General features: G+C 68.7%; 19 protein-coding genes. 6 read left to right on the top strand and 13 right to left on the bottom strand.

Annotation, left to right across the window (positions count from 1 at the left end; genetic code table 11):
• Positions 1 to 135: 135 nt before the first annotated feature.
• Positions 136 to 1,554, bottom strand: coding sequence for a class II fumarate hydratase (locus C8D93_RS10275; protein ID WP_110265085.1), 1,419 nt, complete (start codon positions 1,552 to 1,554; stop codon positions 136 to 138).
• A gap of 93 nt (positions 1,555 to 1,647) precedes the next feature.
• On the opposite strand from C8D93_RS10275, the gene purB reads away from it, so the two are divergent.
• Together purB and C8D93_RS10265 are read left to right on the top strand one after the other, a co-directional pair.
• On the top strand, positions 1,648 to 3,015 hold the full coding sequence (gene purB, locus C8D93_RS10270; RefSeq protein WP_110265084.1) for an adenylosuccinate lyase: 1,368 nt from the start codon (positions 1,648 to 1,650) through the stop codon (positions 3,013 to 3,015).
• A 3-nt stretch (positions 3,016 to 3,018) separates the two neighbouring features.
• Positions 3,019 to 3,510 (top strand): DUF7931 domain-containing protein, encoded by a 492-nt coding sequence (locus tag C8D93_RS10265; RefSeq protein ID WP_110265083.1) that lies wholly within the window; start codon positions 3,019 to 3,021, stop codon positions 3,508 to 3,510.
• Between the two features lie 30 nt (positions 3,511 to 3,540).
• Here the strand turns inward: C8D93_RS10265 and C8D93_RS20675 are convergent, their stop codons facing one another.
• From C8D93_RS20675 to C8D93_RS10235, 7 genes are all read right to left on the bottom strand, one after another.
• Entirely contained in the window at positions 3,541 to 3,981 is a 441-nt protein-coding gene (locus tag C8D93_RS20675) for an acyl-CoA thioesterase (RefSeq protein ID WP_170123983.1), read from the bottom strand.
• Positions 3,978 to 4,181 (bottom strand): DUF1289 domain-containing protein, encoded by a 204-nt coding sequence (locus C8D93_RS21355; RefSeq protein WP_366515928.1) that lies wholly within the window; start codon positions 4,179 to 4,181, stop codon positions 3,978 to 3,980. The genes C8D93_RS20675 and C8D93_RS21355 overlap by 4 nt, the downstream gene beginning before the upstream one ends.
• Before the next feature lie 127 nt (positions 4,182 to 4,308).
• Positions 4,309 to 5,523 (bottom strand): OmpA family protein, encoded by a 1,215-nt coding sequence (locus C8D93_RS20940; protein WP_110265082.1) that lies wholly within the window; start codon positions 5,521 to 5,523, stop codon positions 4,309 to 4,311.
• Positions 5,524 to 5,685: 162 nt separating this feature from the next.
• Positions 5,686 to 6,702: a quinone-dependent dihydroorotate dehydrogenase gene (locus C8D93_RS10250; RefSeq protein ID WP_110265125.1), complete on the bottom strand. Its 1,017-nt coding sequence runs from the start codon at positions 6,700 to 6,702 to the stop codon at positions 5,686 to 5,688.
• Positions 6,703 to 6,710: 8 nt separating this feature from the next.
• Entirely contained in the window at positions 6,711 to 8,687 is a 1,977-nt protein-coding gene (locus tag C8D93_RS10245) for an ABC1 kinase family protein (protein ID WP_110265081.1), read from the bottom strand.
• The gene (gene ribA / locus C8D93_RS10240) at positions 8,687 to 9,289 is read right to left on the bottom strand and encodes a GTP cyclohydrolase II (RefSeq protein ID WP_245903877.1); all 603 of its coding nucleotides are present in this window, start codon (positions 9,287 to 9,289) and stop codon (positions 8,687 to 8,689) included. Before ribA ends, C8D93_RS10245 begins: the two co-directional genes overlap by 1 nt.
• A 92-nt stretch (positions 9,290 to 9,381) precedes the next feature.
• Complete coding sequence (locus tag C8D93_RS10235) at positions 9,382 to 10,791, bottom strand: 3-oxoacyl-ACP reductase (RefSeq protein WP_110265080.1); 1,410 nt, start codon at positions 10,789 to 10,791, stop codon at positions 9,382 to 9,384.
• A 285-nt stretch (positions 10,792 to 11,076) separates the two neighbouring features.
• On the opposite strand from C8D93_RS10235, the gene C8D93_RS10230 reads away from it, so the two are divergent.
• From C8D93_RS10230 to gtfA, 3 genes are all read left to right on the top strand, one after another.
• Complete coding sequence (locus C8D93_RS10230) at positions 11,077 to 11,982, top strand: hypothetical protein (protein ID WP_110265079.1); 906 nt, start codon at positions 11,077 to 11,079, stop codon at positions 11,980 to 11,982.
• A gap of 146 nt (positions 11,983 to 12,128) precedes the next feature.
• Complete coding sequence (locus C8D93_RS10225; protein ID WP_110265078.1) at positions 12,129 to 12,893, top strand: SDR family oxidoreductase; 765 nt, start codon at positions 12,129 to 12,131, stop codon at positions 12,891 to 12,893.
• A gap of 62 nt (positions 12,894 to 12,955) precedes the next feature.
• Positions 12,956 to 14,398, top strand: coding sequence for a sucrose phosphorylase (gene gtfA, locus C8D93_RS10220; protein WP_110265077.1), 1,443 nt, complete (start codon positions 12,956 to 12,958; stop codon positions 14,396 to 14,398).
• Positions 14,399 to 14,405: 7 nt separating this feature from the next.
• Here gtfA and C8D93_RS10215 read toward each other — a convergent pair whose 3' ends face one another.
• Positions 14,406 to 15,689, bottom strand: a complete 1,284-nt coding sequence (locus tag C8D93_RS10215; RefSeq protein WP_110265076.1) for an adenylate/guanylate cyclase domain-containing protein — start codon at positions 15,687 to 15,689, stop codon at positions 14,406 to 14,408.
• A gap of 127 nt (positions 15,690 to 15,816) precedes the next feature.
• On the opposite strand from C8D93_RS10215, the gene C8D93_RS10210 reads away from it, so the two are divergent.
• Complete coding sequence (locus C8D93_RS10210; RefSeq protein WP_110265075.1) at positions 15,817 to 17,691, top strand: ATP-binding cassette domain-containing protein; 1,875 nt, start codon at positions 15,817 to 15,819, stop codon at positions 17,689 to 17,691.
• Positions 17,692 to 17,730: 39 nt separating this feature from the next.
• Here C8D93_RS10210 and C8D93_RS10205 read toward each other — a convergent pair whose 3' ends face one another.
• The 4 genes from C8D93_RS10205 to C8D93_RS10190 are packed head-to-tail and all read right to left on the bottom strand — an operon-like array spanning position 17,731 to position 23,708.
• Complete coding sequence (locus C8D93_RS10205; protein ID WP_170123981.1) at positions 17,731 to 18,729, bottom strand: HupE/UreJ family protein; 999 nt, start codon at positions 18,727 to 18,729, stop codon at positions 17,731 to 17,733.
• Positions 18,710 to 19,603, bottom strand: coding sequence for a peptidylprolyl isomerase (locus C8D93_RS10200; protein WP_211307289.1), 894 nt, complete (start codon positions 19,601 to 19,603; stop codon positions 18,710 to 18,712). The genes C8D93_RS10205 and C8D93_RS10200 overlap by 20 nt, the downstream gene beginning before the upstream one ends.
• A complete protein-coding gene (locus C8D93_RS10195; RefSeq protein WP_110265072.1) occupies positions 19,564 to 21,615 on the bottom strand; it encodes a DUF3604 domain-containing protein in 2,052 nt (683 codons plus the stop codon). Before C8D93_RS10195 ends, C8D93_RS10200 begins: the two co-directional genes overlap by 40 nt.
• A complete protein-coding gene (locus C8D93_RS10190) occupies positions 21,612 to 23,708 on the bottom strand; it encodes a CRTAC1 family protein (protein WP_170123980.1) in 2,097 nt (698 codons plus the stop codon). Before C8D93_RS10190 ends, C8D93_RS10195 begins: the two co-directional genes overlap by 4 nt.
• Between the last annotated feature and the right edge of the window lie 17 nt (positions 23,709 to 23,725).

Below are 23,725 nucleotides of genomic sequence, written 5' to 3'. Positions count from 1 at the left end.
TGCGCCAGCTGAATTCGAACATCGGTGGCTTTCCGTTCACGGGCTTCACCGCAAGTTAGAACAGCTTCGAGCATACGAACGAAGCAACCGACGGGCCGTAGGCGGACGCCGATCAACGGTGTCGGGCAGCGGCTGTCAGGTTTTTGCCCGACCCGGCAATCCGCCCTGCGTGAGCGCCGCCGGATCGAGCAGGCGCGCCAGTTCCGCGCGGGGCAGACCGGTCACTTCGACCGCGACATCGAGCACCGGCCGCCCCTCGGCGTAGGCCTGCTTGGCGATGGCGGCGCCGCGCTCGTAGCCGATGACCGGGTTGGCCGCGGTGATCAGCACCGGATTGCGCGCCAGCGCCTCGCCGATGCGCGCGCTGCGGACCTTGAACCCGGCGATGGCACGATCGGCCAGCAGGCGCGCGCTGCTCGTCAGCAGCTGCAGGCTGTCGAGCAGGCGGTCGGCGACCAGCGGCAGCATGACGTTGAGCTGGAAATTGCCCGATTGGGCGGCGACGGTGATGGCGGCGTCGTTGCCGATCACGGCGGCCGCCGCCATGCAGGCCGACTCGGGAATCACCGGATTGACCTTTCCAGGCATGATCGAGGACCCCGGCTGCAGCGCCGGCAACTCGATCTCCCCCAGCCCGGCCAGCGGTCCGGAGTTCATCCAGCGCAGGTCGTTGGCGATCTTCATCAGCGCGCAGGCGGCCACCTTGAGCTGTCCGGACAGTTCGGCGGCAGTGTCCTGGCTGGCCAGCGCCTCGAAGTAGTTCTCGGCGGGCGCCAGCCGCAGGCGCATGCGCCGCGACAGTGCCGCGCAACTGCGGGCGGCGAATCGCGGATGCGCGTTGATGCCGGTCCCCACTGCCGTGCCGCCGAGCGCGAGCCGCTGCAGGCGCGGCTGCACCGATTCGATGCGCGCCACGGCGTGGCGGATCTGCTGAGCCCAGCCCGACAGCTCCTGTTCGAAACGCAGCGGCATGGCGTCCATCAGGTGCGTGCGGCCGGTCTTGGTCGCCCGCCGCAATCCACGCGACTTGCGCTCGATGGTCGACGCGAGATGGCGCAGGGACGGCAGCAGCGACTCGTGGATCGCCAGTGCGGCCGACAGGTGGATCGCACTGGGCACGACGTCGTTCGACGACTGGCTGCAGTTGACGTGATCGTTGGGATGAACGGCGCGCCCCAGCACGCGGGCCGCCAGATGCGCGATCACCTCGTTGGCGTTCATGTTGCTCGAGGTGCCGGAACCGGTCTGGAACACGTCGACCGGGAACTGCGCGTCGTGCGCGCCGTCGGCGACCTCGATCGCGGCGACGACGATCGCCTCCGCGGTATCGCGCTCGAGCAGCCCGAGCGCGGCATTGGCATCCGCCGCAGCGGCCTTGATCAGCCCGAGGGCGCGGATGAAGCCCCGCGGCATGGCACGTCCGGACACCGGAAAGTTCTCGATCGCCCGCTGCGTCTGCGCACCCCACAGGGCATCGGCGGGCACCTGTAACGGCCCCAGCGTGTCGTGCTCGGTGCGGTAGGCGGGCCGGCGTGGCCGCGCGGCTCTGGACATGGCGTTTCTCCGGGCAAGAGGGGCTCGTCCGATACAATACGGCGCCTGAGGGCCGCGCGCTGCGCGCCCATGTTCCCTAACGGCGCCTCCTTCATGAATCTGACTTCGCTGTCCGCCATCTCCCCCGTCGACGGCCGCTACGCCGAGAAAACCGTGAAGTTGCGCGGGATCTTCAGCGAGTACGGCCTGATGCGGTATCGCGTCCTCTCGGAGATCCGCTGGCTGGAGACGCTGGCCGCCCAGCCGGCGATCGCCGAGGTCGTCGCCCTGTCGGCTGCGGCGCGCGAGAAGCTCGATCGCATCGCCGACAACTTCACGCTGGAGGAGGCCCAGCGCGTGAAGGCGATCGAGGACACGACCAACCACGACGTCAAGGCGGTCGAGTACTACCTCAAGGAGCGCATCAGCTCGCACCCGGACCTGAGCGGCATCAAGGAGTTCATACACTTCGCCTGCACCTCCGAGGACATCAACAACCTCGCCCATGCGCTGATGCTCAAGGACGCACGCGCACAGGTGCTGCTGCCGGCGATCGACCAGCTGATCAAGTCGATCCGCGGCCTCGCCCAGGCGTACGCCGAGCAGCCGATGCTGTCGCGCACGCACGGCCAGCCGGCCTCGCCGACGACGCTCGGCAAGGAGATGGCGGTGTTCGCACAGCGGCTGCGGCGCCAGCGCGAGCAGTTCGCGCAGGTGTCGATCCTCGGCAAGATGAACGGCGCGGTCGGCAACTGGAATGCGCATCTGGCCGCCTATCCGGACGTGGACTGGCCGGCCGTGGCGCACGAGGTCCTTGCCGGCCTCGGCATCGATGAATCGCCCGCGACCACGCAGATCGAGCCGCACGACTACATCGCGGAGTACTTCCACGCGCTGTCGCGCATCAACACCATCCTCATCGACTTCTGCCGCGACATCTGGGCCTATATCTCTGTCGGTTACTTCCGACAGAGGACCGTCGACGGCGAGGTCGGCAGCTCGACGATGCCGCACAAGGTCAACCCCATCGACTTCGAGAACGGCGAAGGCAATCTCGGACTGGCGAACGCGGTCCTGCAGCATCTGGCCGAGAAGCTGCCGATCTCCCGCTGGCAACGCGACCTGACCGACTCGACGGTCCTGCGCAATCTCGGCGTGGGCGCCGCGCACGCCCTGATCGCCTACCAGTCGATTGCAAAGGGCATCGGCAAGCTCGAGGCCGACGCCTGGCGCATGGGGCAGGATCTCGACCAGAACTGGGAGGTGCTCGGCGAGGCCATCCAGACGGTGATGCGCCGCTATGGCCTGCCCGAGCCGTACGAGCAGCTCAAGCGCCTGACACGCGGGCAGAAAATCGGACGCGACGCGATCCGCGCCTTCGTCTCGGAGCTCGACCTGCCTGAGCCGGAGAAGCAGCGGCTGTTGCGGATGACCCCCGGCAGCTACATCGGCAACGCCGTGCAGCAGGCCAAGAAGGCCTGAATCATGGACCGGGAACCGCCATCGGCAAGCCTGATCGCCGGCCGCCAGGCCTACGCGGCGATTCTCGAGCAGATGGCGGCCTCGGCACGCATGGAACTGGTGATCCTGAGTCACGCGTTCGATGCCGCGGTGTACGGCGCCGAACCCCTGGTCGAACGGGTCAAGGCCTTCTGCCTCGCACACGAGCGCGCCCGCGTGCGCGTGCTGGTGAACCAGCCGGCGCTGGCCATGCGCAGCGCACACCGGTTCGTCGAACTCGGTCGCCGCATGCCCAGCCGCATCGGCTTTCGCCAGCTCGACGACGAGGACCGTGGGGTGATCGAGGAGCTGGCGATCGGCGACGGACGCAGCCTGCTGCACCGCGAGACGCCGGATCAGCTCGAAGCACGCTATCTGGCGGACGCGCCGCTCGAGGCGCGCCCGCACCTGAAGACCTTCGACGAACTCTGGGAACGCGGCGTGCCGGCTCGCGAGTTCAGCGAGCTGAAGATCTAGGCGCCTGGCGCCGCAAGCGCCCCGCCCTGCTCACTCCTCGGGGGCGATGCGCTCGCGCTCGCGGATCAGGGCGCGCACGTCGTCCGGCACCGGCTGCGGCTTCTGCTGCTCGTAGTCGTACCACACGAGTACGCCGCGACTGGTCGCCACCGGCTTGGCGTCGACGAACATGCCGGCCAACGTGTCCATGCTGCTGCGACCGATACGGGCGATGCGAAAGCCCACGTCGACCTGCGCCGGATGGTGCAGCTGCGCCAGAAAGTCGCACTCGATGCGCGCCAGGATGAAGCCCCGCTGCTTCCAGAACGTGGGGTCGTCGCGCATCAGCTCGCCGAAGTACTCCAGCCGGGCGCTCTCGTCGAACGAGAAGAAGCGGCTGTTGTTGACGTGGCCGAGCATGTCGAGATCGGACCAGCGTGTGGGCAGCCGGAAGACGAAGGCGAAATCCTGCGGCGAAACGGTCTTGCTCAAGTCCTTGCCCCGTGGTCGGTCGGAGGGTCTGCGCCGTGCTCGCCCTGTCGGTCCGGGGGATGGTCCTGCCGCATCCGCCGCCTGGCGACGGCCTGCAGGATCTCGCGCCGGCGGGCGGCCGGCGCGCCGCCCCAGGCCGCGATCTCGCCGATGCTGCGCAGGCAGCCGGTGCAGATCCCGTCAGCATCGAGCTCGCACACCTGCACGCAGGGTGACGGCACGTCTTCGGCAGCGGAACTCGGCGACTTCGACAAGAGAGGGCGCGGTACGAAAAAACGCGGCCATCTTACCGATGGCCGCGTTCCTGCGACAGCCTGTTGCCGCGAACTACTCGACGATGAGCTTGAACTCGACGCGACGGTTCTCGGCACGCCCTTCGGCCGTCTCGTTCGACGCGATCGGCTTGAACTCGCCGTAACCCATCGCTTCCATGCGGCCGGCCTCGACACCGCGCGAAATCAGGTACTGGCGCACCGATTCCGCACGCTGCTGCGACAGCGAGTCGTTGTAGGTGTCATTGCCGATGCTGTCGGTGTGACCGCCGATCTCGACGCGGACGTTCGGCTGGCTCTTGAGCGACTCGGCCACGCCGTCGAGGATGTCGCGCGACTCGTCGGCGAGCACGGCCGAGTCGTTCTCGAAGTTGACACCGCGCAGCACCATCGTTTGTGCGATGACGCAGCCGATGGCATCGACCTGCGCGCCGGCCGGCGTGTCCGGGCAACGGTCGGCGTCGTTGGGCACGCCGTCATTGTCGGCGTCGCTGCCGAGGTCCAGCGTGCAGCCGCGCGCGTCGACCGTCGAACCGGCCGGCGTCGCCGGGCACTCGTCGAGACCGTCGAGCACACCGTCACGATCGGAGTCCAGCCCGCAGTCGCTGCGCCCCGTGACCGGATCGACGACGGCCAGCTCGCACTCGTCGACCGGCGGCGGCGCTGCGCGGTCGGGCGCCACGAAGATGAAGGTCAACGGCAGCTGCAGGCCGAGGCTCACGCGATAGTCGATCAGCATGTCCTCGCCGTCGGCCGACTCGTCGTTGTCCTGAGCAAGCACACGCGCATCGAGGCGTGCCGCCAGGCCGTGCCAGTTCAGCGGCATCAGCAGGCCGCCGCCGACATTCACGCCGAAGTGCTCGTGCTCGTCACCGCGCACGTCTTCCTGCACGAGGCCGAGGCCGGCGAGCGCGAAGGGCTTGAAGCGCGGACCCACCGACGCGTCACTGCCCCAGCCGAACAGGCCGAAGTCGTAGACGACGTCGAACATCAGGCCCCGCTGGTAGTCCGGACGACCGTCGATGTCGCGGTCGCGGCGCAGCGAGTGGTAGTTGCCTTCGATCGAAAGGTTGGGATAGCCGTAGTGGCTCAGCGGCCAGCCGAGGCGGACCTCGAAGCCCTGGCCATCGTCCGAGTCACGGGCGCTGTCGCCGAACTCGTGGGTGTAGCCGGCGCCGATGTACGGAATGTCGTAGCCATCGACGGTCACAGCCGATGAAACGCCGGACCACAGCAGCCCCGCCGCTGCCGGAATCAGCATCTTGCGCATTGTCTCGTCCCCTGGGCAGTCTTAGTAAGTTATCAGCGCCGCGAATGTACTGGATTCAACGTGACAGCAGCAACCGCGCTGCGAAGGCTTTGCACAGGCTGGCGCCGCCCTGCCCGAGGTCGCCGTGTCAGCATTCGCCGCACGGATCTGCAGGCCCCTGTCTCAGCGATCCGCCAGCGCCCGGGCACAGTCCGCGATCAGTCCCGGCCCACGATAGATGAACCCGGTGTAGATCTGCACGAGATCCGCCCCGGCCTCGCGCTTGCGGCGGGCGTCCGCCGCACCGAGGATGCCGCCGACACCGACCAGCGGGAAATCGGCGCCGACCCGGCGGCGCAGCTGCTGCAAGGTCTCGTCGGCGAGCGGTCGCAGCGGGGCACCCGACAGGCCGCCTGTTTCCGACGCCAGCGGCACACCGTCGAGGCCCGGTCGTTCGATCGTGGTGTTCGTCGCGATCAGGCCGTCGATGCCGCATTCGCGCGCCGCCGTGGCGATGCCGTCGAGTTCCGCGGCGCTCACGTCCGGTGCGATCTTGACCAGGATGGGACAATGCCGCCCGTGCTCCTGCGCCAGCCGGGCGCGCTCGGCGCCGAGCGCCGACAGCAGCCCGCGCAGGCGTTCGGCCTGCTGAAGCTCGCGCAGGTTGCGCGTGTTCGGCGACGAGATGTTCACCGTGACGTAGGACGCGGCCGCGTACACCTTGCGCAGGCAGCTCAGATAGTCCTCGTCGGCACGTTCGATCGGCGTGTCGAAGTTCTTGCCGATGTTGATGCCGAGCACACCGTCGTAGTCCGACTCGGCCACGCAGCGCAGCAGGTGATCGACGCCCTTGTTGTTGAAGCCCAGACGGTTGATCAGTGCCTCGTGCTCCGGCAGGCGGAACATGCGCGGCCGCGGATTGCCCGGCTGCGGCCGCGGCGTCACCGTGCCGATCTCCACGAACCCGAATCCCAGGGCCTGCCAGGCCCGCAGGCACTCGCCGTTCTTGTCGAGGCCGGCCGCCAGGCCCACGCGATTCGGAAAGCGCAGCCCCAGCAGGTCGACCGGCGCCGACGGCACGCGACCACGAAACGGTGCGGTCGCCAGCAGCGGTGCACGCCTGAACAGGTCGAGCGTGAGTTCGTGAGCCTGCTCCGCATCGAGGCAGAACAGCAGGTTGCGGGCAGTCCGGTAGAGCATCGGAATCATCAGGCGGACGGCAGCGCAGCGATCCGTGCCCGCCAGCCCCTGGGCAGCGGCAGCACGCGGGCCATGCGACCGCGCAGCAGGCCGAGCTCGTCATGCAGCCGGTCCTGCGTCAGCGTGACCGGCAGGCGCACCAGGCTGCGCAGCAGGTCGGCTGCCAGACGCTGCTTGGGATCGTTCTCGTACAGCGAGCCGAAGCTGCCGGCCGCGGCGAACAGGGCGCGCGACAGATGCAGGTAATCGCGCTGGATCACCAGGCCGGTCTGCTGGGTGTTCGACATCAGGTGCAACACGGTCTGGCCGCGCGCGTGCAGGCCGTCGAAGCCGCCGCGACGCAGCTCGGTCACGAAGTTGCGCCGCGTCAGCGGCGTCACGCCCTTCTTGCGCAGCGTCTCGTCGAGCGCTGCCTTGATCTGCGGCCGGCGCGCCGCGGTCGCCTCGGGCTGCGTGCTGACGCGGATCAGCGCATCGGCGAGCAGATCGGTATCCGCGGTCACCGCTGCGGCGAGGTAGTCCCAGACCGCCCCCCACTTGCCGTCGAGCCCGACGACGTTGCCCCAGTCGATCAGGTACAGCGTGCCGGTGCGGTCGACCATGATGTTGCCGGGATGCAGGTCGCCATGAATCTCGTGATGCACGAAGACATGGTGCAGCAGCGTGTACAGCAGGCGCTCCGACACCTGACGCTGGAAGCGCCGCCGCTCCGCTGACGGCATCGACGCCAGTGCGCGCGTCAGGCTCGCCGCATCGGAGAGGTACTCCATCTCGATGATCCGGCGCGAGTGTCCGTAGATCTGCGGCACCCGCCACATCGTCGAACGCAGGCTGCGCTGCTCGAAGCGCAGGTGGTTGGCAGCCTCGGCATCGAAGTCGAGTTCGGCCATGAACCCGGCGACAAACTCGTCCACCTGCTCCTGCATCGCCCGCAGGAAGGGCGTGAGCTTCGAATGCGGCGCCCAGTACTGCGAGGACATGATGGCCAGGCCCAGCACCAGCTTGCCGATCGCGAATTCGCGGTCGATGTTCTGCCGGCCGACCTTGATCACCACCGGTCGCAGCACTTCGCGGCCGTCCTCGGCGAACGGTTTCTTGGCGAAGTACACCGACCCGATGGAGCCGGACTTCACCGGTCGCGCCGGGTCGAAATCCAGGTAGAGCTTGTGCGGCGGCTTGCCATGCGATTCGACGAAGGCCTGGATCACCTCGTCCTCGCTCATCGGCGGCACGTCTTCATGGAACACCGCGAGCTCCCGCGCGATCTCCTCGGGGAGGAAATCGGCGTTCGCCGCGGCGACCTGGGCCATCTTGACGAAGAACGGCCCGAACTCGCGCACCATGCGCGCGACGATCTGCGCCTGCGCCTTGAAATCCCGCGGATCGGTCTGGAAGAACGGCTTGATGTAGCGCAGCGCGCGGATCTGCCGCCGCACGATGAGCACGTCACCGCGGATCAGTGCCGCGCGACGCAGGATCTCCTGCAGCTGCCAGGCGTTGAAGCGCCGACCGGCTTTGAGGATGTTGACGATCTCGACCAGCAACGGTTCGTAGGTGCGGATCACCAGCCGCACCATGTCCAGGCTCAGTTCGCCCAGCCCCTTGAGCTCCGGCGACGAGAACAGCTCCTCGAAGAACTGCCAGAACTCGTCGACGATCTGTTCGGGCACCTGCACCGGCGAGCGGGCGACGGCCTGGTCGACCATGAAGCGGATCAGATCTTCGGTCGACTGCTCGTTGGGAATCAGCCGGCGCGCCCGCAGATAGCCGGTCAGCCGCTCGGTCTGGCGCAGCAGCGGATGCCGGTACAGCCCGGCGAAGGCCTGGTCGACCGCCTGCGCGAGGTCGTCGCGGGTGACGTCCGCATCCGACGCCAGTAGCCGCAGCAGCGGCACGAAACCCTGCGACAGCCGGTACGTCGATGTCGTCAGGGCGCCGAGTTCGCGCAGCAGGCCGGGCGGCGGCGATTCGGCCTTGCTCGCCATCAGGGCAGCGTCAGCCAGTGCCCGAGCTTGGCCGCCTTGGCCGCGAGATATTTTTCGTTATGCGGGTTGCGTCCGCTCTCGACCGCGACCCGCTCGATCACGTCGATGCCGTCGGCGCGCAGTGCATCGAGCTTGCGCGGGTTGTTGGTCATCAGGCGGATGCGGCACAGGCCGAGCTGGTGAAGCAGCTGAACCGCGAGCCCGTACTCGCGTGCGTCGGCCGGAAAGCCGAGCTGGTGGTTGGCCTCGACGGTATCGGCACCGCGATCCTGCAGCGCGTAGGCGCGGATCTTGTTGCCCAGGCCGATGCCCCGCCCCTCTTGCCGCAGGTACAGCACGGCACCGCGACCCTCGGCAGCGATCTGCTGCAAGGCCGACTCGAGCTGCGCGCCGCAGTCGCAGCGCTGCGAGAACAGCGCGTCACCAGTCAGGCACTCCGAGTGCACCCGTACCAGCGGCGGATCGCCGTCGAGATCCCCCAGGGAAAGTACGACGTGTTCCTTGCCGTCGACGCTGCGATAGACGCCAATGCGGAACTCGGCATGCCGGGTAGGCAGCCGCGACTCGGCGATCAGCTCCAGGTCGGGATCGGGGGTGGACACTGCGTTCTCTTGGCTTGGCCTGTGGACCGCACGGCGGCGTGCGGGGACCGGAGTTTACCGGTCCCCGCACGCAAATAGTGAGGCCGCGCGGTTCAGGCGCCGAACCAGTTCTGGCCGCAGACCCGCAGCGTCTGGCCGTTCACGCCGGCGGCGGCCGGCGACGAGAAGAAGGCCACGGCCTCGGCGATGTCCTGCGGCAGGCCGCCCTGCGACAGCGAGTTGATGCGCCGGCCGATCTCGCGCGGCCCCATCGGCATCGCCGCGGTCATCTGCGTCTCGATGAAGCCCGGTGCTACCGCATTGATCGCGCCGCCCCGCTTGGCGAAGGCGGGGGCCATCGCATCGACGTACCCGATCACGCCCGCCTTGGTCGAAGCGTAGTTGGTCTGGCCCGCATTGCCGCCGATGCCGCCGATCGACGAGATGCAGACCACGCGCGCGCCCTCGTTCAGCCCGCGCTTGAGCAGGCCCTCGTTGATGTCGAGGATCGCGGCGAGGTTGATGTTCAGGACCATGTCCCAGTGCTGTGCGCTCATGTTGCGCAGCATCTTGTCGCGGGTCACGCCGGCGTTATGCACGACCACGTCGAGCCCGCCGGCTTCCGCCGCAATGCGCTGCGCCGCATCGGCGGCCGTCACGTCCAGGGCGAGACCGCGACCGCCGATCCGCGCCATCGTCTCGCCGAGCGCGCCCTCCTGCGAGGGATGGTCCACGCCGATGATCTGCGCGCCCTCGCGCGCCAGCACCTCGGCGATCGCCGCGCCGATGCCGCGCGCCGCGCCGGTCACCAGCGCGCTGCGACCGGCCAGGCTGCCGGCCAGCGCCACCGGCTGGCCCCGGGCCGCCGTGATGCGCAGACTCTGGCCGGAGACGTAGGCCGAATGCGGGCTGAGGAAGAAGTGCAGCGGCGACTCGATCGCCGAATCGGCACCGGCGGCGATCTCGAGCAGGTTGCAGGTGCTGCCGTTCTTGCCGACTTCCTTGGCCAGTGCCCGCATGAAGCCGCGCAGCGCCGTGGCCATGGTCTTCGCGCCGACACTGTCGGCGGCATCGGGGGCGCGCGACAGCAGCACGATGCGGCCGTTCGACACGAGGCCGCGCACCAGCGGCTGCAGGAAGTCGTACAGCTCGCGCATCTGCGCCGGCGACGACAGGCCGCTGGCATCGAACACGATCGCGCGATTCGGCGCTTCCCCGGAAGCGGGGCCCGGATTGCCCGCCAGCGCCAGCTTGAGCGTCGCCGCGGCGGCCTTCAGCGGCGGCAGGCCGGCATGCTCGGGCACGATGCGCAGCTGCGTCCCGCTCGCGGTCAGCGCCGCCAGCAGCGGCTGCGAAAGCTGCGCCGCACTGTCGCCACCGACGAGCACATGGGCGCCGGCGAGGCCCTGCGCCGCCCACGCCGCATCGGCGCGGTTCAGGCGCGGCGGTGTCGGCAGGCCCAGCATCGAGGCCAGGGTCTTGCCGAACGGCGAATGGGTGAAGTCGAGATAACGGTCGTTCATCGGATGTCCACGGAGTCAAAAAATGGGGTGGGAAGCGGAGACGCAATGACGCCATTATCGCAGCGCAGCAAGAGGATCGACGCGGCGCGCACTGCGAACCCGGGCGCCGCCGCTGCCATTGACGCGCACCGGACTGTGGCTGATAGTCTGCCCGCCGCGCGTCGTTTGCGCGGCTGACTGCGGCGCCTGGCACGGGGAGCCCGGCCGCGGCCCGATATCGCGGTGCCGCCGGGGTTTGCAGGCACCCAGACACAGACAACAATTTCCGGAGGATTGGGACCATCCATGGCTGCGAAAGGCTGGACGATGACCGCAGTGGCGATCGCCGTCGCCGCAGGAACGTACTTCACGCTCGAAACGCTCTACCCGCCGTCCAAGAACGGCGATGTCGACCTGCGTCTGGTTCCGCCTGAGGCCGTCTTCGGCAGCAGTCTGCAGACCGACGCGGCACAGACGGCCATGGCGGACGACGCGCCCGCCGTCGCCGAGCGCGAGCCCGCCGCCACGCCGGACACCGCCGATGGCATGACGGACCCGCTGCCCGACGCCGTCGACGGCACGGCCGACGGCGAATACGGCCTCGCCGACGAGGCACCGACCGACGACACCGCAGAGGACGCCGAGGACGCGGACGCCGGCTTCGAGGACGCACCCCCAGCGGAGGACGCGGCGCCGGCCGACACCGAGACCGCGCCGGCCGATGCGCAGGCCGCGGCGCCGGTGACCACCCCGGCACCCACGCCGAAGCCGCCTGCCCCGACGCCAACGTCCACCGCGGCACCGACGGCCGCACCGACGCCGGCCGCGACGCCCAGACCGACACCGGCGGCAACGCCCAGGGCGACCGCGAGCGCCCCGGCCGCGGCGCGCCTGACGCAGTGGTGGGGACCGGAAGCCGACGGCCGCCTGTCGGTGGTCTACGCCGGCTCAGCCGCGTACACGCGGGCGATCGTGCTGATGTTCAATGGCGCCTTCGCCGATGCCTCCTCCGCGCAGCAGCATCTGCGCGTACGCGACGCCGCCGGCAAGGCGGTCGAGGGACGCTGGGAAGTCGGCACCAGCAATCGGCGGATGCTGCTGTTCCCGGTCGCCCGGACCGGGACCTATACCGTCACCGTCGGTGGCGGACTCGCCGATCGCGATGGCCGTACCGTTGGCAACCCACTGCAGGGGCCGGTGCGCGTGCAGTAAGCCGGCCTCGAAGGATCACCGGGCCGCCGTCGGTACTGCCGATGGCGGCCTTTTGTTATCTGCCGGGCGTCGCCGCTTGAGTTCCGCAGGCAAACTCGGTTTCCATAGCCGCAGGACTGCCCAGAACCACAACGGAGAAACCGCGCATGCCCACTCGCCTTTTCGACCTGAATGACCGCGTTGCCCTGGTGACCGGCTCTTCGCGCGGCATCGGTGCGGCCACCGCCCGCCTGCTCGCGGGCCAGGGCGCCACGGTCGTGCTGTCGTCGCGCAAGGCGGAGGATCTCGAGAAGGTGCGCGCGCAGATCGAGGCCGACGGCGGTCAGGCCGTGGTGATGCCGGCCCACGCCGGCAGCAGCGAGGACATCCGGCGCCTCGTCGCGGACATCGACGCGCGCTTCGGGCGGCTCGACATCCTCGTCAACAACGCCGCCACCAATCCCTACTTCGGCCAGATCTCCGACACCGACATGGGCATGGTCGACAAGACCCTCCAGGTCAACGTGCGCGGCTACTTCGAACTGTCGGCGCTGGCGTCCAAGCTGATGAAGAGGAATGGCGGTGGCGCCATCGTCAACATCGCCAGCATCAACGGCGTGAAACCGGGGTGGTACCAGGGCATCTATTCGATCACCAAGGGTGCGGTCATCAACATGACCAAGTCCTTCGCCAAGGAATGTGCGCCGTGGAAGGTGCGCGTGAACGCCGTGCTGCCCGGCCTCACCGAAACCAAGTTCGCGTCGGCGCTGACGCAGAACAAGCAGATGCTGGACATGTTCCTGCCGCAGATCCCGCTCGGGCGGGTCGCGCAGCCCGAGGAGATCGCCCCCGCCATCCTGTTCCTGGTCTCCGATGCGGCCAGCTATGTGACGGGTACGACGCTCACCGTCGACGGCGGCTACCTGTCCTGACGATGCAGGCCGGCGCGCGATGACGCACGCCGGCTCCCACGGCCACCTGCAGGAGAATCCCCTTGCCCTTGCGCAACCAGGTCCAGCTCATCGCCTATCCCGACCGTCTCGGCCGGAATCTCGCCGACCTCGGCACCGTCATCGACCAGCACCTGTCGCGCGCGATCGGCGGCGTGCACATCCTGCCGGTCTATCCGTCCAATGCCGACAGCGGCTTCTCGCCGCTGACGCACAAGGAAGTCGACCCGGTCTACGGTGCCTGGGACGACATCGAGCGCATCTCGTCGAACTACGACCTGTGCCTCGACCTGATGATCAACCACATTTCCGACGCCTCGCCGGAGTTCCAGGACTTCCTGCAGAACGGCTATCGCTCCGAGCACGCGGATCTGTTCGTGCACGTCGACCAGCTCGGCGAGATCACGCCCGACGACCTGGCCAAGATCCACATCCGCAAGGAGAAGGAGCCGTTCCGCGAGATCAGCTTCGCCGACGGCACCAGCGAGCGCGTCTGGTGCACGTTCACCGAGCACCAGATCGACCTCAACTACAACTCCGAACGCACCTACGCGCTGATGGAGGACTACATCCGCTTCCTGACGGCGCGCGGCACCAAGCTGTTCCGGCTCGACGCCTTCGGCTACACCACCAAGAAGCTCGGAACCAGCTGCTTTCTGGTCGAACCGGACGTCTACGAGATCCTGCGCTGGATCCGCGACGCGGCCGCCGAGCACGGCGCCGAAGTGCTGCCGGAGGTCCACGACCACCCGAGCTACCAGTACGCGATCGGGCTGCACGGCATGCGGCCGTACGGTTTCGCGCTGCCGATGCTGCTGCTGCATGCGCTGCTCGACGCCGACAGCCGCTATCTCAAGCAGTGGCTGCGCATGTGTCCGCGCAACCAGATCACGGTACTCGACACGCACGACGGCATCTGCATCCCAGACGTCGAGGGGATCGTGCCGCAGGACATGATCCAGGCGGTGGTCGACAACGTCTCGCAGCGTTCCGCCGATCCGATCATGCGGCGCTCGGCCGCGAACGTGCACAGTGTCGGCGCGATCTACCAGCTCACCTGCACGTACTACGACGCGCTCAAACAGAACGACGACGCCTACATCGCCGCGCGCGCCATCCAGTTCTTCGCACCCGGCATTCCGCAGGTCTACTACGTCGGCTGGCTCGCCGGCACCAACGACCACGAACTGATGGAGTCGACCGGCGAGCTGCGCGACATCAACCGGCATCGCTACAGCCTCGAGGAGGTCGACGCGGCGGTGAAGCAGTCGGTCGTGCGCCGTCTGACGCGGCTGATGGAGTTCCGTTCGCAGTACCCGGCGTTCAACGGCCGCTTCGCGCTGGTCTACTCCAACGCCAAGAGCGTGTGCATGAGCTGGCGCCTGGGCGAACACTACTGCGAGCTGTTCGTCGACCTGATCTTCAAGAAATCGACGATCAGCTATGTCGAGGCCCGCACGCAGCGCACGCTGCGGATGAAGTGCTGACGCCGGCTCAGTCGCCGCTCTCCAGCACGTAGGTCGTCACCAGTACGCCGATGCCGCGCACGTAGCGACGGCGTCGGCGCGCCGGCAGCGACTCGCCGCTGGCCTGCAGCGTCGTTTCGTCGATGTGGATCTCGCCATCGAGCGCCTTGTCGCAGAGGCGTGACGCGAGGTTCACCGCGGGCCCGACGGCCATGTACTCGTACCGGCCGCCCTCGCCGACGATGCCGACGGCGACGCTGCCGCCGGCCACCCCCACGCCCAGACCGAGGTCCGGCGAATAGCGCTTGAGCACGGGCCGCACGCGCGCCTGCAGCCGTCGCGCCAGGCCGATCGCCCGCGCGCTGCGGTCCGGGTACGGCACCGGCGCACCGATCAGGATCAGCGCACCGTCGCCGGCCATGTCCTTGACCGTGCCGCCGAAGTCCTGCGCGGCCGCGGCCACGGCGGCGTAGTAGGCGCGCAGCAGACGCATGACCTGCTCCGGCGAATGCGCCTGCGCGTAGGCGGTGAAGCGGCGGATGTCGCAGCAGACCACGGTGACGTCGACACGCTTGCGCGCCATCGCGTGACGCAGCCCGCGCTCGCGCACCAGCGCGGCGACCTGCGGTGACAGGAACTGCGACATGAACATGCCGCGCGCGCCGAGAATCATGTAGTAGCGCAGGGCGCCGTACAGGAAGATCACCTCGCCGACCGCAAGCGCCAGCGGTGCGATCCGCGCCGGCAGCACCAGGGCCACCGTCAGCACCGGCATCGCCGCCAGTGCGGCGAAGATGCGCACCTGTTCGGCCTGATCCGGGCGGCGACGCAGCAGCAGCACGCCCGCGAACAGCACCAGCGCGCCGGCCGCAAGCGCCGGCATCACGAACAGGGCGAATGCCGGTGACGGCAGGCGCTGTTCCCGCAGCGCCAGCGCCAGCTCGTGGTAACGCAGCTCCGGCGCCGCGGCCACCATCAGCGCGTACAGCAGGCTCAGCGCCTGCGCGATGCGGATCAGGCGGTCCTGACGATCCTCGTCCGGCACGTCGCTGACGGTCTGCGACACGCGCAGGCCCCACTGGCAGCCGGCGATGAACACCGCGGCGTCGAGCAGGCCGATCAGGCGCACCCAGGCCGGCAACGGCGTCTCAAGCCAGTGGTCGACCACCTGCGCGTTGCCGAATACCGACACACCGAGCAGGCCGAGAAAGAACGCGAGCGTGCGGCTCGTCGGGCTGGCGCGGTCGGTGACCCAGAACACCAGGCCCATACCCAGAGCGATGATCGCGACGACTTCGTATCCGTTGTTCACGGGGCTCCGCTACCGGCCTCGGTGCGCGGTACTTTAGCGGCAGCCTGACATTCCGCGCGTCGGGGCGATCCCGGCACGACCGCGGCTACACTTGGCGCCCTTTCATCGCCCTGCCTCGTCGCGCGCCATGCTGCTCGGCCTCAAGAACGCACACCTGCGCATCGCCAACACCGTCCTGCTCGACGCGGCCGAGTTCACGCTGGTCGCCGGCGAACGGGTCTGCCTGGTCGGCCGCAACGGCGCCGGCAAGTCGACGCTGATGCGCGTGCTCGCCGGCGAACAGAACCTCGACAGCGGCGAACTGATCCGGGCCCAGGGCATCAAGCTGGCGCGCCTGCAGCAGGACGTGCCGGCCGCCCAGGCCGGCAGCGTCTACGACGTCGTCGCCGATGGTCTCGGCGAGATCGGTGCCCTGATGGCCGAGTATCACCAGATCGCGCACGCGGCGCAGCCGGACCTGTCGCGCCTGGCCGCGGTGCAGGCGCGCATCGAGGCGCACGACGCCTGGAACGTCGAATCCCAGGTACAGGCCGTGGTGACGCGACTCGATCTGCCGGCAGATACGGCCTTCGCCGCGCTGTCCGGCGGGCAGAAGCGCCGCGTGCTGCTCGGACGCGCGCTGGTGTCGTCGCCGGACGTGCTGCTGCTCGACGAGCCGACCAATCATCTCGACATCCCCAGCATCGCCGCGCTCGAAGACCTGTTGCTCGATTTTTCCGGCGCACTGATCTTCGTCAGCCACGATCGCGCCTTCGTGCGCCGTCTGGCGTCGCGCATCTGCGACCTCGACCGCGGCCGGCTCAGTAACTGGGTCGGCGGCTGGGAAGCGTATCTGCGTGGCAAGGCCGAAGCCCTGCACGCCGAGGCGCGCGAGCAGGCCCTGTTCGACAAGAAGCTCGCACAGGAGGAAGCCTGGATCCGCAAGGGCGTCGAGGCGCGCCGTACGCGCAGCGCCGGGCGCGTCAAGGCCCTGCTGCAGATGCGCGAGCAGTTCAGCCAGCGCCGCAACCGCGAAGGCGACGTCCGGCTCGCTGTGCAGGAAGCCGAGCGCTCCGGGCGGCTGGTCGCGCAACTCGATGCGGTCAGTCACGGCTTCGATGGGCGCGAACTGATCCGCAGGCTGTCGACGACCATCCTGCGCGGCGACAAGATCGGCATCATCGGCCCCAACGGCGCCGGCAAGACGACCCTGCTCGGCATCCTGCTCGGGCAGCTCACGCCGGACAGCGGCAGCGTGCGCCTGGGCAGCAAGCTCGAGGTCGCCTACTTCGACCAGCTGCGTGCCGCGCTGCACGACGAGGAGATGACCGCGATCGATGCCGTCGGCGACGGTCGCGAGTTCGTCGAGATCGACGGCAACCGCCGTCACGTGATCAGCTACCTGCAGGACTTCCTGTTCACCCCGGACCGGGCGCGTGTGCCGGTGCGGGTGCTGTCGGGCGGCGAGCGCGCGCGACTGATGCTGGCGCAGCTCTTCAGCAAGCCGTCGAACCTGCTGGTGCTCGACGAGCCGACCAACGACCTCGATATGGAAACGCTGGACCTGCTCGAGGAGCAGCTCATCCAGTACCAGGGGACGGTCCTGCTGGTGAGCCACGACCGCGAATTCCTCGACAACGTCGTCACCCGCAGCCTGGTCTTCGAAGGCGGCGGTACCGTCGGCGACTACGTCGGCGGCCATGCCGACTGGCTGCGCCAGCGCCCGGCACCCGCGCCGGTCGCGCCCTCCCCGCCATTACGACCCTCGCCGACGCCGGCGGCAACGCCACCGGCCGCGCGTCCGGCACTCGACGCCCGCCAGCGCCGTGAACTCGACGCCCTGCCACGGCGGATCGAGAAGCTCGAGGACGAACAAGCCGCACTCGCCGCCCGGATGAACGCACCGGACTTCTACGCCGGCGAGCGCGCGGCGATCGCACAGGTGGAAGCGCGGCTGCTGGAAATCGAACGCGAGCTGGCGATGGCCTATGCGCGCTGGGAATCGCTCGAGGCGCTGCGCTAGCGGCGTGAACCCGGCGGCGGGGACTGCCGAGCCATCGGTTCAGGCGAGCAGCCGCAGCAGATACCAGTACACGCCCACCGCGCCCGCGCACAGGGCTGCACCGTGCTCGGCGGCGTGCCCGAGATCCCGCGACAGCTTCAGGCGGCGGCATGCCAGCACGAGCCCGCCGGCCAGCCCGACACAGGCGAGCTGCGCGGCCTCGATGCCCAGGTTGAACGTGAACAGTCCCCACAGCATCGTCTCACGCGATAGGCCGAGGCCGGCAAGGCTGTTCGCGAAGCCGAGGCCGTGGACCAGGCCGCACAGCGCAATCACCGCCTGCCAGCGCCACGCCGTCCCCTGCGGCTTGCGCCCCCGCAGCAGCGAGACGGCGAAGTAGGCGATCGTGAGCGCGATCACGGCCTCAACCGGCCGCACCGGGACCCGCAGCCAGCCGACGGCCGCCAGACCCAGCGTCAGGCTGTGCGCGCCGGTGAACACGGTGACGCCCACCAGCAGCTGACGCCAGTCGCGCCGCAGGAACAGGAACAGCAGTGCGATGTAGAGCAGGTGGTCGTATCCGCCCAGCACGTGCGTGACCCCTTCGGCGAACAGGCTGCCAGCGGCCGGACTCGCCGCCGCCGGCGCCGCCAGATCGACGCGTTGTCGGGTGCCCCGCAGATGCACCGACCGTTCGCTGCCGTCGCCGCGGACGATCGTGACCAGGGCGTCGTCCGGTACCCGTTCCAGTCCGCGCAGGGCGATCCAGCCGGACGCTTGCGCGGCGCGGCAATCGAGCTGGTAGTCGCGCACCTGGAGCCGTTCCAGCGTCAGCTGCCGTCGGGCGTCCAGCCGGCAGTCCGGGTGCGCGACGAGCGTCACCGGCGGCGGCGCCGACAACGGCAACGGCGCGCGCCAGGACACGTGGTAGCGATCGGCGTCGTCCTCGCGCACCTCGACATAGGCGATGCGAAACTCGTGTGCGACGGCCGCGCCCGACCCTGCCAGCAGCAAGGCCAGCGTCAGCGCTCGCCACTTGTCAGCGCCGCGCGATCTCATATCGCGCCTCGATCTCTCCGTAGCGCTGCTCGACCTGGCGGCGACGCAGTTCATCGACCAGATCACGCACGACGGTTGCACGGACCTCATCGAGCGACGGCAGTCGCGACGGATGCGTCCGCTCGCGACGCACCAGATGGACGCCGTGCCGCGAGCGCAGCGGTCCCGACCACTCGCCCGCCGGCGCGCGATCCAGACCCTGCAGGAACGCGTCGCCGAAGCGCTGCAACACGCGCGCTGCCGGCATCTGCCCGTGGCGGTTGCCGTCCGTATACGGGTCACCGAGTGTCTCCGCGAGTGCCGTGCCGTCGCGCAACTGCGACAACGCCTCGCGCGCACGCGCGGTGGCTGCATCGATCCCGCGCTCGCTGCTGAAGAAGCGGTGCGTGAATGTGTAGGCCTGCGTCTGCCGATAGCGCTCCGCGTGCGTGTGGAAGTAGCGCTCGACTTCCGCCGGCGAGAACTCGGGAACGGCACTCATGCCCTCGAGCAGGTACTCCATCTTCTGCACGAGACGACGCCGCACGATGACATCGCCTTCGTCGAGGCCCAGGCGCAGCGCTTCGCGATACAACACCTCCGCGCGGATCCAGCGCGCGGTCTCCGCTTCGCCGCCCCGCTGGCCGACGGCATCGTCGGCAAGGGCCAGCGGTGTCTGTCGCGGGGCTTCCGCAGCCGGCACTTCGATGCGCCGGTCTTCGCCCGGCACCGGTGGCAGCGACGACTGCACGCGCAGCGCGTCCACCGCGAAGGCGAGCACTCCGAGCGCAATCATCAGCAGTTCCGGCCCCGCTCGGAGCTTGACCCACGCCGTCGGGCCGCGATCGGGCGTGCTCATGGCGACCCCGGCGCGTACCAGAGTGGCGATGACCACGCGCGCTCCTGCTGGACCTTGATCACCGCGTCCTCGCCGCTGGTGCAGCAGGGGTGCTGCGGCTGGTCGGCGCAGTGCAACTCGCCGGACCGCTGCAATGCGGCGCACAGGTGCCCGGTCCAGCGGCAGCTGCGATCCTCGAACACGCGCGCGTAGTAGCTCGCGGCCTGCGCGGGATCGAAATCCGGGTCCTGCCACTCATGGCAGGCGGACATGCGCGACTCCGGCGGGACCGAGAACCGCACCCCGCACTGCTCGTCGACCGCCGCAGGCTCGGCATAGCGGCCGAGTTCGAAGATCCGTTCGTGCCCCTGCCCTTGCGCATCGACCCACAGCTTGACGATCTGCGTGCGTTGCAGCGGGTGCCGGTCGGCGAGAACCTGGACCAGGAAGCGCGGTATGCCGGCCGCCGTCAGCGGAATGTCGCCGCCCATCGGCACCCCCTGTTCGTAGGCGATGCGCTTGAGGCGCTCGTCCGGCTCGTTGCAGAGTCCGGACGGATAGTCGCCGGCGAACAGCCGCAGCCGCAGACGCGTGCCGCTGGTGGCGAACACCTCACCCCGCATCAGCGCGGCGTACAGTGATTCACGCGTGTTCTGCTCGGCCCAGATGCCGGCGAGTCCGCCGGGGTTGGTGATGCGGCCGATATTCGTGAGCACGTCGAAGCGCTCTTCCGGGTCGTCGTCCTGGCCGCCGTGCGCGCCCTCCCAGCCGAGTACCGCACCCGGCCCGCCGGCTTCTTCGGTGTCGCCCGAGGCGGCGTTGTGATTGTCGGTCGAGCCGATCAGCGCATAGCGATTCGGATTGAAGCCGAGGGTCTTCTGCGCAGCCATGCCCTTGAGGAATGCGCCGCGAAGAAAGTCGTGGCTGGCCAGACATCCCTGCGAGTTGTCGGGCTCGTTCTGGAACGCGCGCGGCCGGTCGCCCGGGCAGACCTCGTGGCAGTTCGGTTCTCCACGGAACGGCACCGATGGCAGCGGATCGACACAGTGCTCGGTGATGCCGTTGGCAGCGTCACAGCACAGCGGCTTGGCCCGCACCTGCTCGAACTCGCACTCCTCGTCGGTACTGCCGCCCAGGCCCAGCTTGCACTCGCTGGCCCCCTTGATCTGCATCATCTCGAGCACCGGATTGAGCCGCGAGATCTCGCGCAGATCCGCCACGTACTGCGGATCGGAGAAGCGCTCGGGATCGGCCCACAGCAGCCGCCCGTGCGACAGGTTGGAGTTGTGCGGAATCGACAGATACTCGCAGCCGTCCTCCGGCCTGCAGACGTCATTGAGCCGGCGGAACAGCTCGATCGGCTCCGGCGCATCGAAATAGCTGACCGGCGCCTGCGGCACCTCGTTGCCACGGAAGATGATGTTGCGGTGCATGCGGCTGCCGTCGGACGAGGGGCTGTACTCGTACCCGTTGAATGCGGTGAAACGACAGGGCGCGTTCTCGGCGTTGGTGACGCGGACGGTCTGCTCCCAGACGCTCTGCGCGGCAGCGGGGCAGTCGCCGTAGACGCAGAACAGGTGCCGGCCGTAATACGGCCGCGTCAGCCGCAGCCCCCAGACCAGGAAGCCGACACTGTCGCCGGGCTGCGCGGTACGGAACTGCAGACACAGCGGATCGTGATAGGCGAGCGGACTCTGCTCGGGATCGGTGCACATGCGCACCTCGCCGACGTACTCGCTGTGATCGGTCACCGCGGCGAAATCCAGCGGATGCTGAAGCTGGACGTAGCGCTCTCCCCTGGCGCTGTCGTTGAGCCGGATGCGCTCGCCCTTGGCGAAGTCGTAGGCGATCTGCGGATCGTTCACGTGATTGCCGAACAGGTAGGCATCGAACGAGTACGCGGTGTGCACGTGCAGGTCGCCGAAGTACGCGTTGCGGTACGGCGTGTGGTCGCCGCACTCGCCCGGCGCCACCGGCGGCGCGATCTGCGGCAACTCGGAGCTGCTGCAGGCCGCCAGCAGCACCGACGACAACGCCACGGCGAACACACGGATAGCGACGCTCGTCATGACGCGTCCTCCGCCGCACGCTGGCCGGTGGCCCTGCGCACGACTGAGACGCTCCCGGTGGCGACGTCGACCTCGACGACGGCGTCGATGGTCAGCGCCCCCGCCTGGACGATGCCGCCGTCCGGCAACTCGATCTCGAGCCGGGGCGAGGTCGTCCGGCCCAGACCGAAATGCGCCTCGAGGTGCACCGAAGTCTTGTACGAGGTCACGGGAAACAGGTCGCGCCGCCCGAGCAGACGCCCCTGCGCATCGCGCAGACGCAGCTTTGCCCCGACGAGCCGGCCATGCGGCAGGCCGGAAAGACGCACGATGACCCAGTGGTTGTCGCGGCCGCCCAGCACGCCCGTGTTCCAGAAGACGCTGTCGGTGAACTCGCTGTGCGGCGTGATCCGCCCGTCGTCGCGGGAGAACGGCGACGAGTTGGTGACGTCCTTCATCAGGTAGAGATCGAGCAGTCCGTCGCCGTTGAGATCGGCTGCCTCGGCGGCGATGCTGTTCTCGTCGATGCCGGAAAAGCCGGTGGCCTTGAGCTCGAAACGGCCGTCGCCGCGATTCATGAACAGCATGTTCCGCAGCTTGCCGTAACCGGTCTGGTTCTCGCGCCGGTCGACGGCGAGCAGGTCGATCCAGCCGTCGTTGTCGAAGTCCGCCCAGACCGAATCGGCATGGTAGAAGCTGTGTTCCGCCGGGCTCTGCGCCAGACACTTCGGTTTCTGGTTGGACGTGGCGCAGACGACCGCCTGTGCGGTGTCGACGAGCGGCGGCGGTTCGGCCTCCATGAACGCGAACCACTCGCCATAACCCCAGTCGAGCGCGCCGAGGCCGATCTCGTCGAGCGCACTGCGAAAGCCCGCGTTGCCTTCGTTGCGCCAGAACTTCGCGGCGATCTGGTCGGTGTGCACATGCCAGCCGGTGTCGGTCGGTCCGACGGCGAGCAGATCGAGATCGTCGTCGTTGTCGACATCGGCCGCGCTCAGGTACGGCAGGCCGATGGCGTGCTGCACCGGCACGTACTGCTGTTGCACGACGCTGTAGCGCGACCAGCCTTCCTCGGCCAGGCCGCCGGTTCCGGGCAGCTCCTGTTCGAAGTGCAGCGCGCCGATCTGCGCCCGCCGGTTCTTCCACACGAATACGCCGTGATGGTTCTCGCCGGTCGCCTGCGGGTGAAACCACTGCGAGAACAGCATGTCGACGTGGTAGCTCTGCACCAGGTCGATGTCGCCGTCCTCGTCGATGTCGCGCAGCAGGATGCTCGGCGAGGCGCGATCGTGCCCGGGATCGCTGGTCGGCTCGCCGCCGAAGCCGGGGATCGTCGGCGTGCCACCGATGTCCTCGAAGTGGCCATCCTCGAAGCGCGAAGACCCGGAAGCCGGCCGATACAGGAACAGCCGCTGCCAGGGCACGCCCGGACGGAACGTGCGATCGCCGATCTGGTCTGCGGCCACGGCGATGTCGAGCCAGCCATCGCCGTCGATGTCCGCAACGGAGGACTGGCGGCTGTAGGCCGTCTCGCTGGCCACGCCCATGCGGCGCCCCACCTCTTCGAAGGTGCGGTAGTCGCCGCGGGCGAGAAACAGCATGTTCGGATGGGGCTCGGTGCCGAGCGTGGCCGGATCGCCGGTGAGATAGAAGTCCAGCAGCCCGTCACCATCGAAATCCGCGAACACCGGAATGGCGTGATTGCCTTCGGGCAGCCCGCCCGGATTGATCAGCGTTACGGTCTCGCGGACGAACTGCCAGCATCCCTGGTTGATGTACAGGCGCAGCGCATCCGGGAACAGGCCCTCCTCGCTGACGGCAAACAGATCCGGCAGGCCGTCGCCGTTCAGATCGGCCGTGGCCAGTCCGCCGGTGCCAGCCTCGACGACGACGTCCGTCAGACCCGCCAGCTCGATCTGCTCGAACATCTGCCCGAGCCCGGCGGCATCCGCCTGCGCGTCACCCGGACTTGCCGCCTTGAGTGCCGGCGGATCGCAGGCTGTCGGCACCGGATCGGGAACGGCCGAGCCGGGTGTGCTGCTACTGCCGCAACCACCGGCGAATACCGCCCACGCAGCCGCGAAGACCGCAGCAATCGAACGCCTGGCCTGCATGGCGTGCCTCCTCGTCG

This window comes from Sinimarinibacterium flocculans, assembly GCF_003201205.1.
GTDB classification, from domain to species: Bacteria; Pseudomonadota; Gammaproteobacteria; order Nevskiales; family Nevskiaceae; genus Solimonas; species Solimonas flocculans.
This window is presented reverse-complemented; position numbering and strand designations above follow the sequence as displayed.

What these genes read in the sequence shown, in the direction of transcription:
- C8D93_RS10275 (WP_110265085.1), bottom strand. Translation starts at nt 1,554, where the DNA reads ATGTCCAGAGCCGCGCGGCCACGCCGGCCCGCCTACCGCACCGAGCAC.
- purB (WP_110265084.1), top strand. Translation starts at nt 1,648, where the DNA reads ATGAATCTGACTTCGCTGTCCGCCATCTCCCCCGTCGACGGCCGCTAC.
- C8D93_RS10265 (WP_110265083.1), top strand. Translation starts at nt 3,019, where the DNA reads ATGGACCGGGAACCGCCATCGGCAAGCCTGATCGCCGGCCGCCAGGCC.
- C8D93_RS20940 (WP_110265082.1), bottom strand. Translation starts at nt 5,523, where the DNA reads ATGCGCAAGATGCTGATTCCGGCAGCGGCGGGGCTGCTGTGGTCCGGC.
- C8D93_RS10250 (WP_110265125.1), bottom strand. Translation starts at nt 6,702, where the DNA reads ATGCTCTACCGGACTGCCCGCAACCTGCTGTTCTGCCTCGATGCGGAG.
- C8D93_RS10245 (WP_110265081.1), bottom strand. Translation starts at nt 8,687, where the DNA reads ATGGCGAGCAAGGCCGAATCGCCGCCGCCCGGCCTGCTGCGCGAACTC.
- C8D93_RS10235 (WP_110265080.1), bottom strand. Translation starts at nt 10,791, where the DNA reads ATGAACGACCGTTATCTCGACTTCACCCATTCGCCGTTCGGCAAGACC.
- C8D93_RS10230 (WP_110265079.1), top strand. Translation starts at nt 11,077, where the DNA reads ATGGCTGCGAAAGGCTGGACGATGACCGCAGTGGCGATCGCCGTCGCC.
- C8D93_RS10225 (WP_110265078.1), top strand. Translation starts at nt 12,129, where the DNA reads ATGCCCACTCGCCTTTTCGACCTGAATGACCGCGTTGCCCTGGTGACC.
- C8D93_RS10210 (WP_110265075.1), top strand. Translation starts at nt 15,817, where the DNA reads ATGCTGCTCGGCCTCAAGAACGCACACCTGCGCATCGCCAACACCGTC.
- C8D93_RS10205 (WP_170123981.1), bottom strand. Translation starts at nt 18,729, where the DNA reads ATGAGATCGCGCGGCGCTGACAAGTGGCGAGCGCTGACGCTGGCCTTG.
- C8D93_RS10195 (WP_110265072.1), bottom strand. Translation starts at nt 21,615, where the DNA reads ATGACGAGCGTCGCTATCCGTGTGTTCGCCGTGGCGTTGTCGTCGGTG.
- C8D93_RS10190 (WP_170123980.1), bottom strand. Translation starts at nt 23,708, where the DNA reads ATGCAGGCCAGGCGTTCGATTGCTGCGGTCTTCGCGGCTGCGTGGGCG.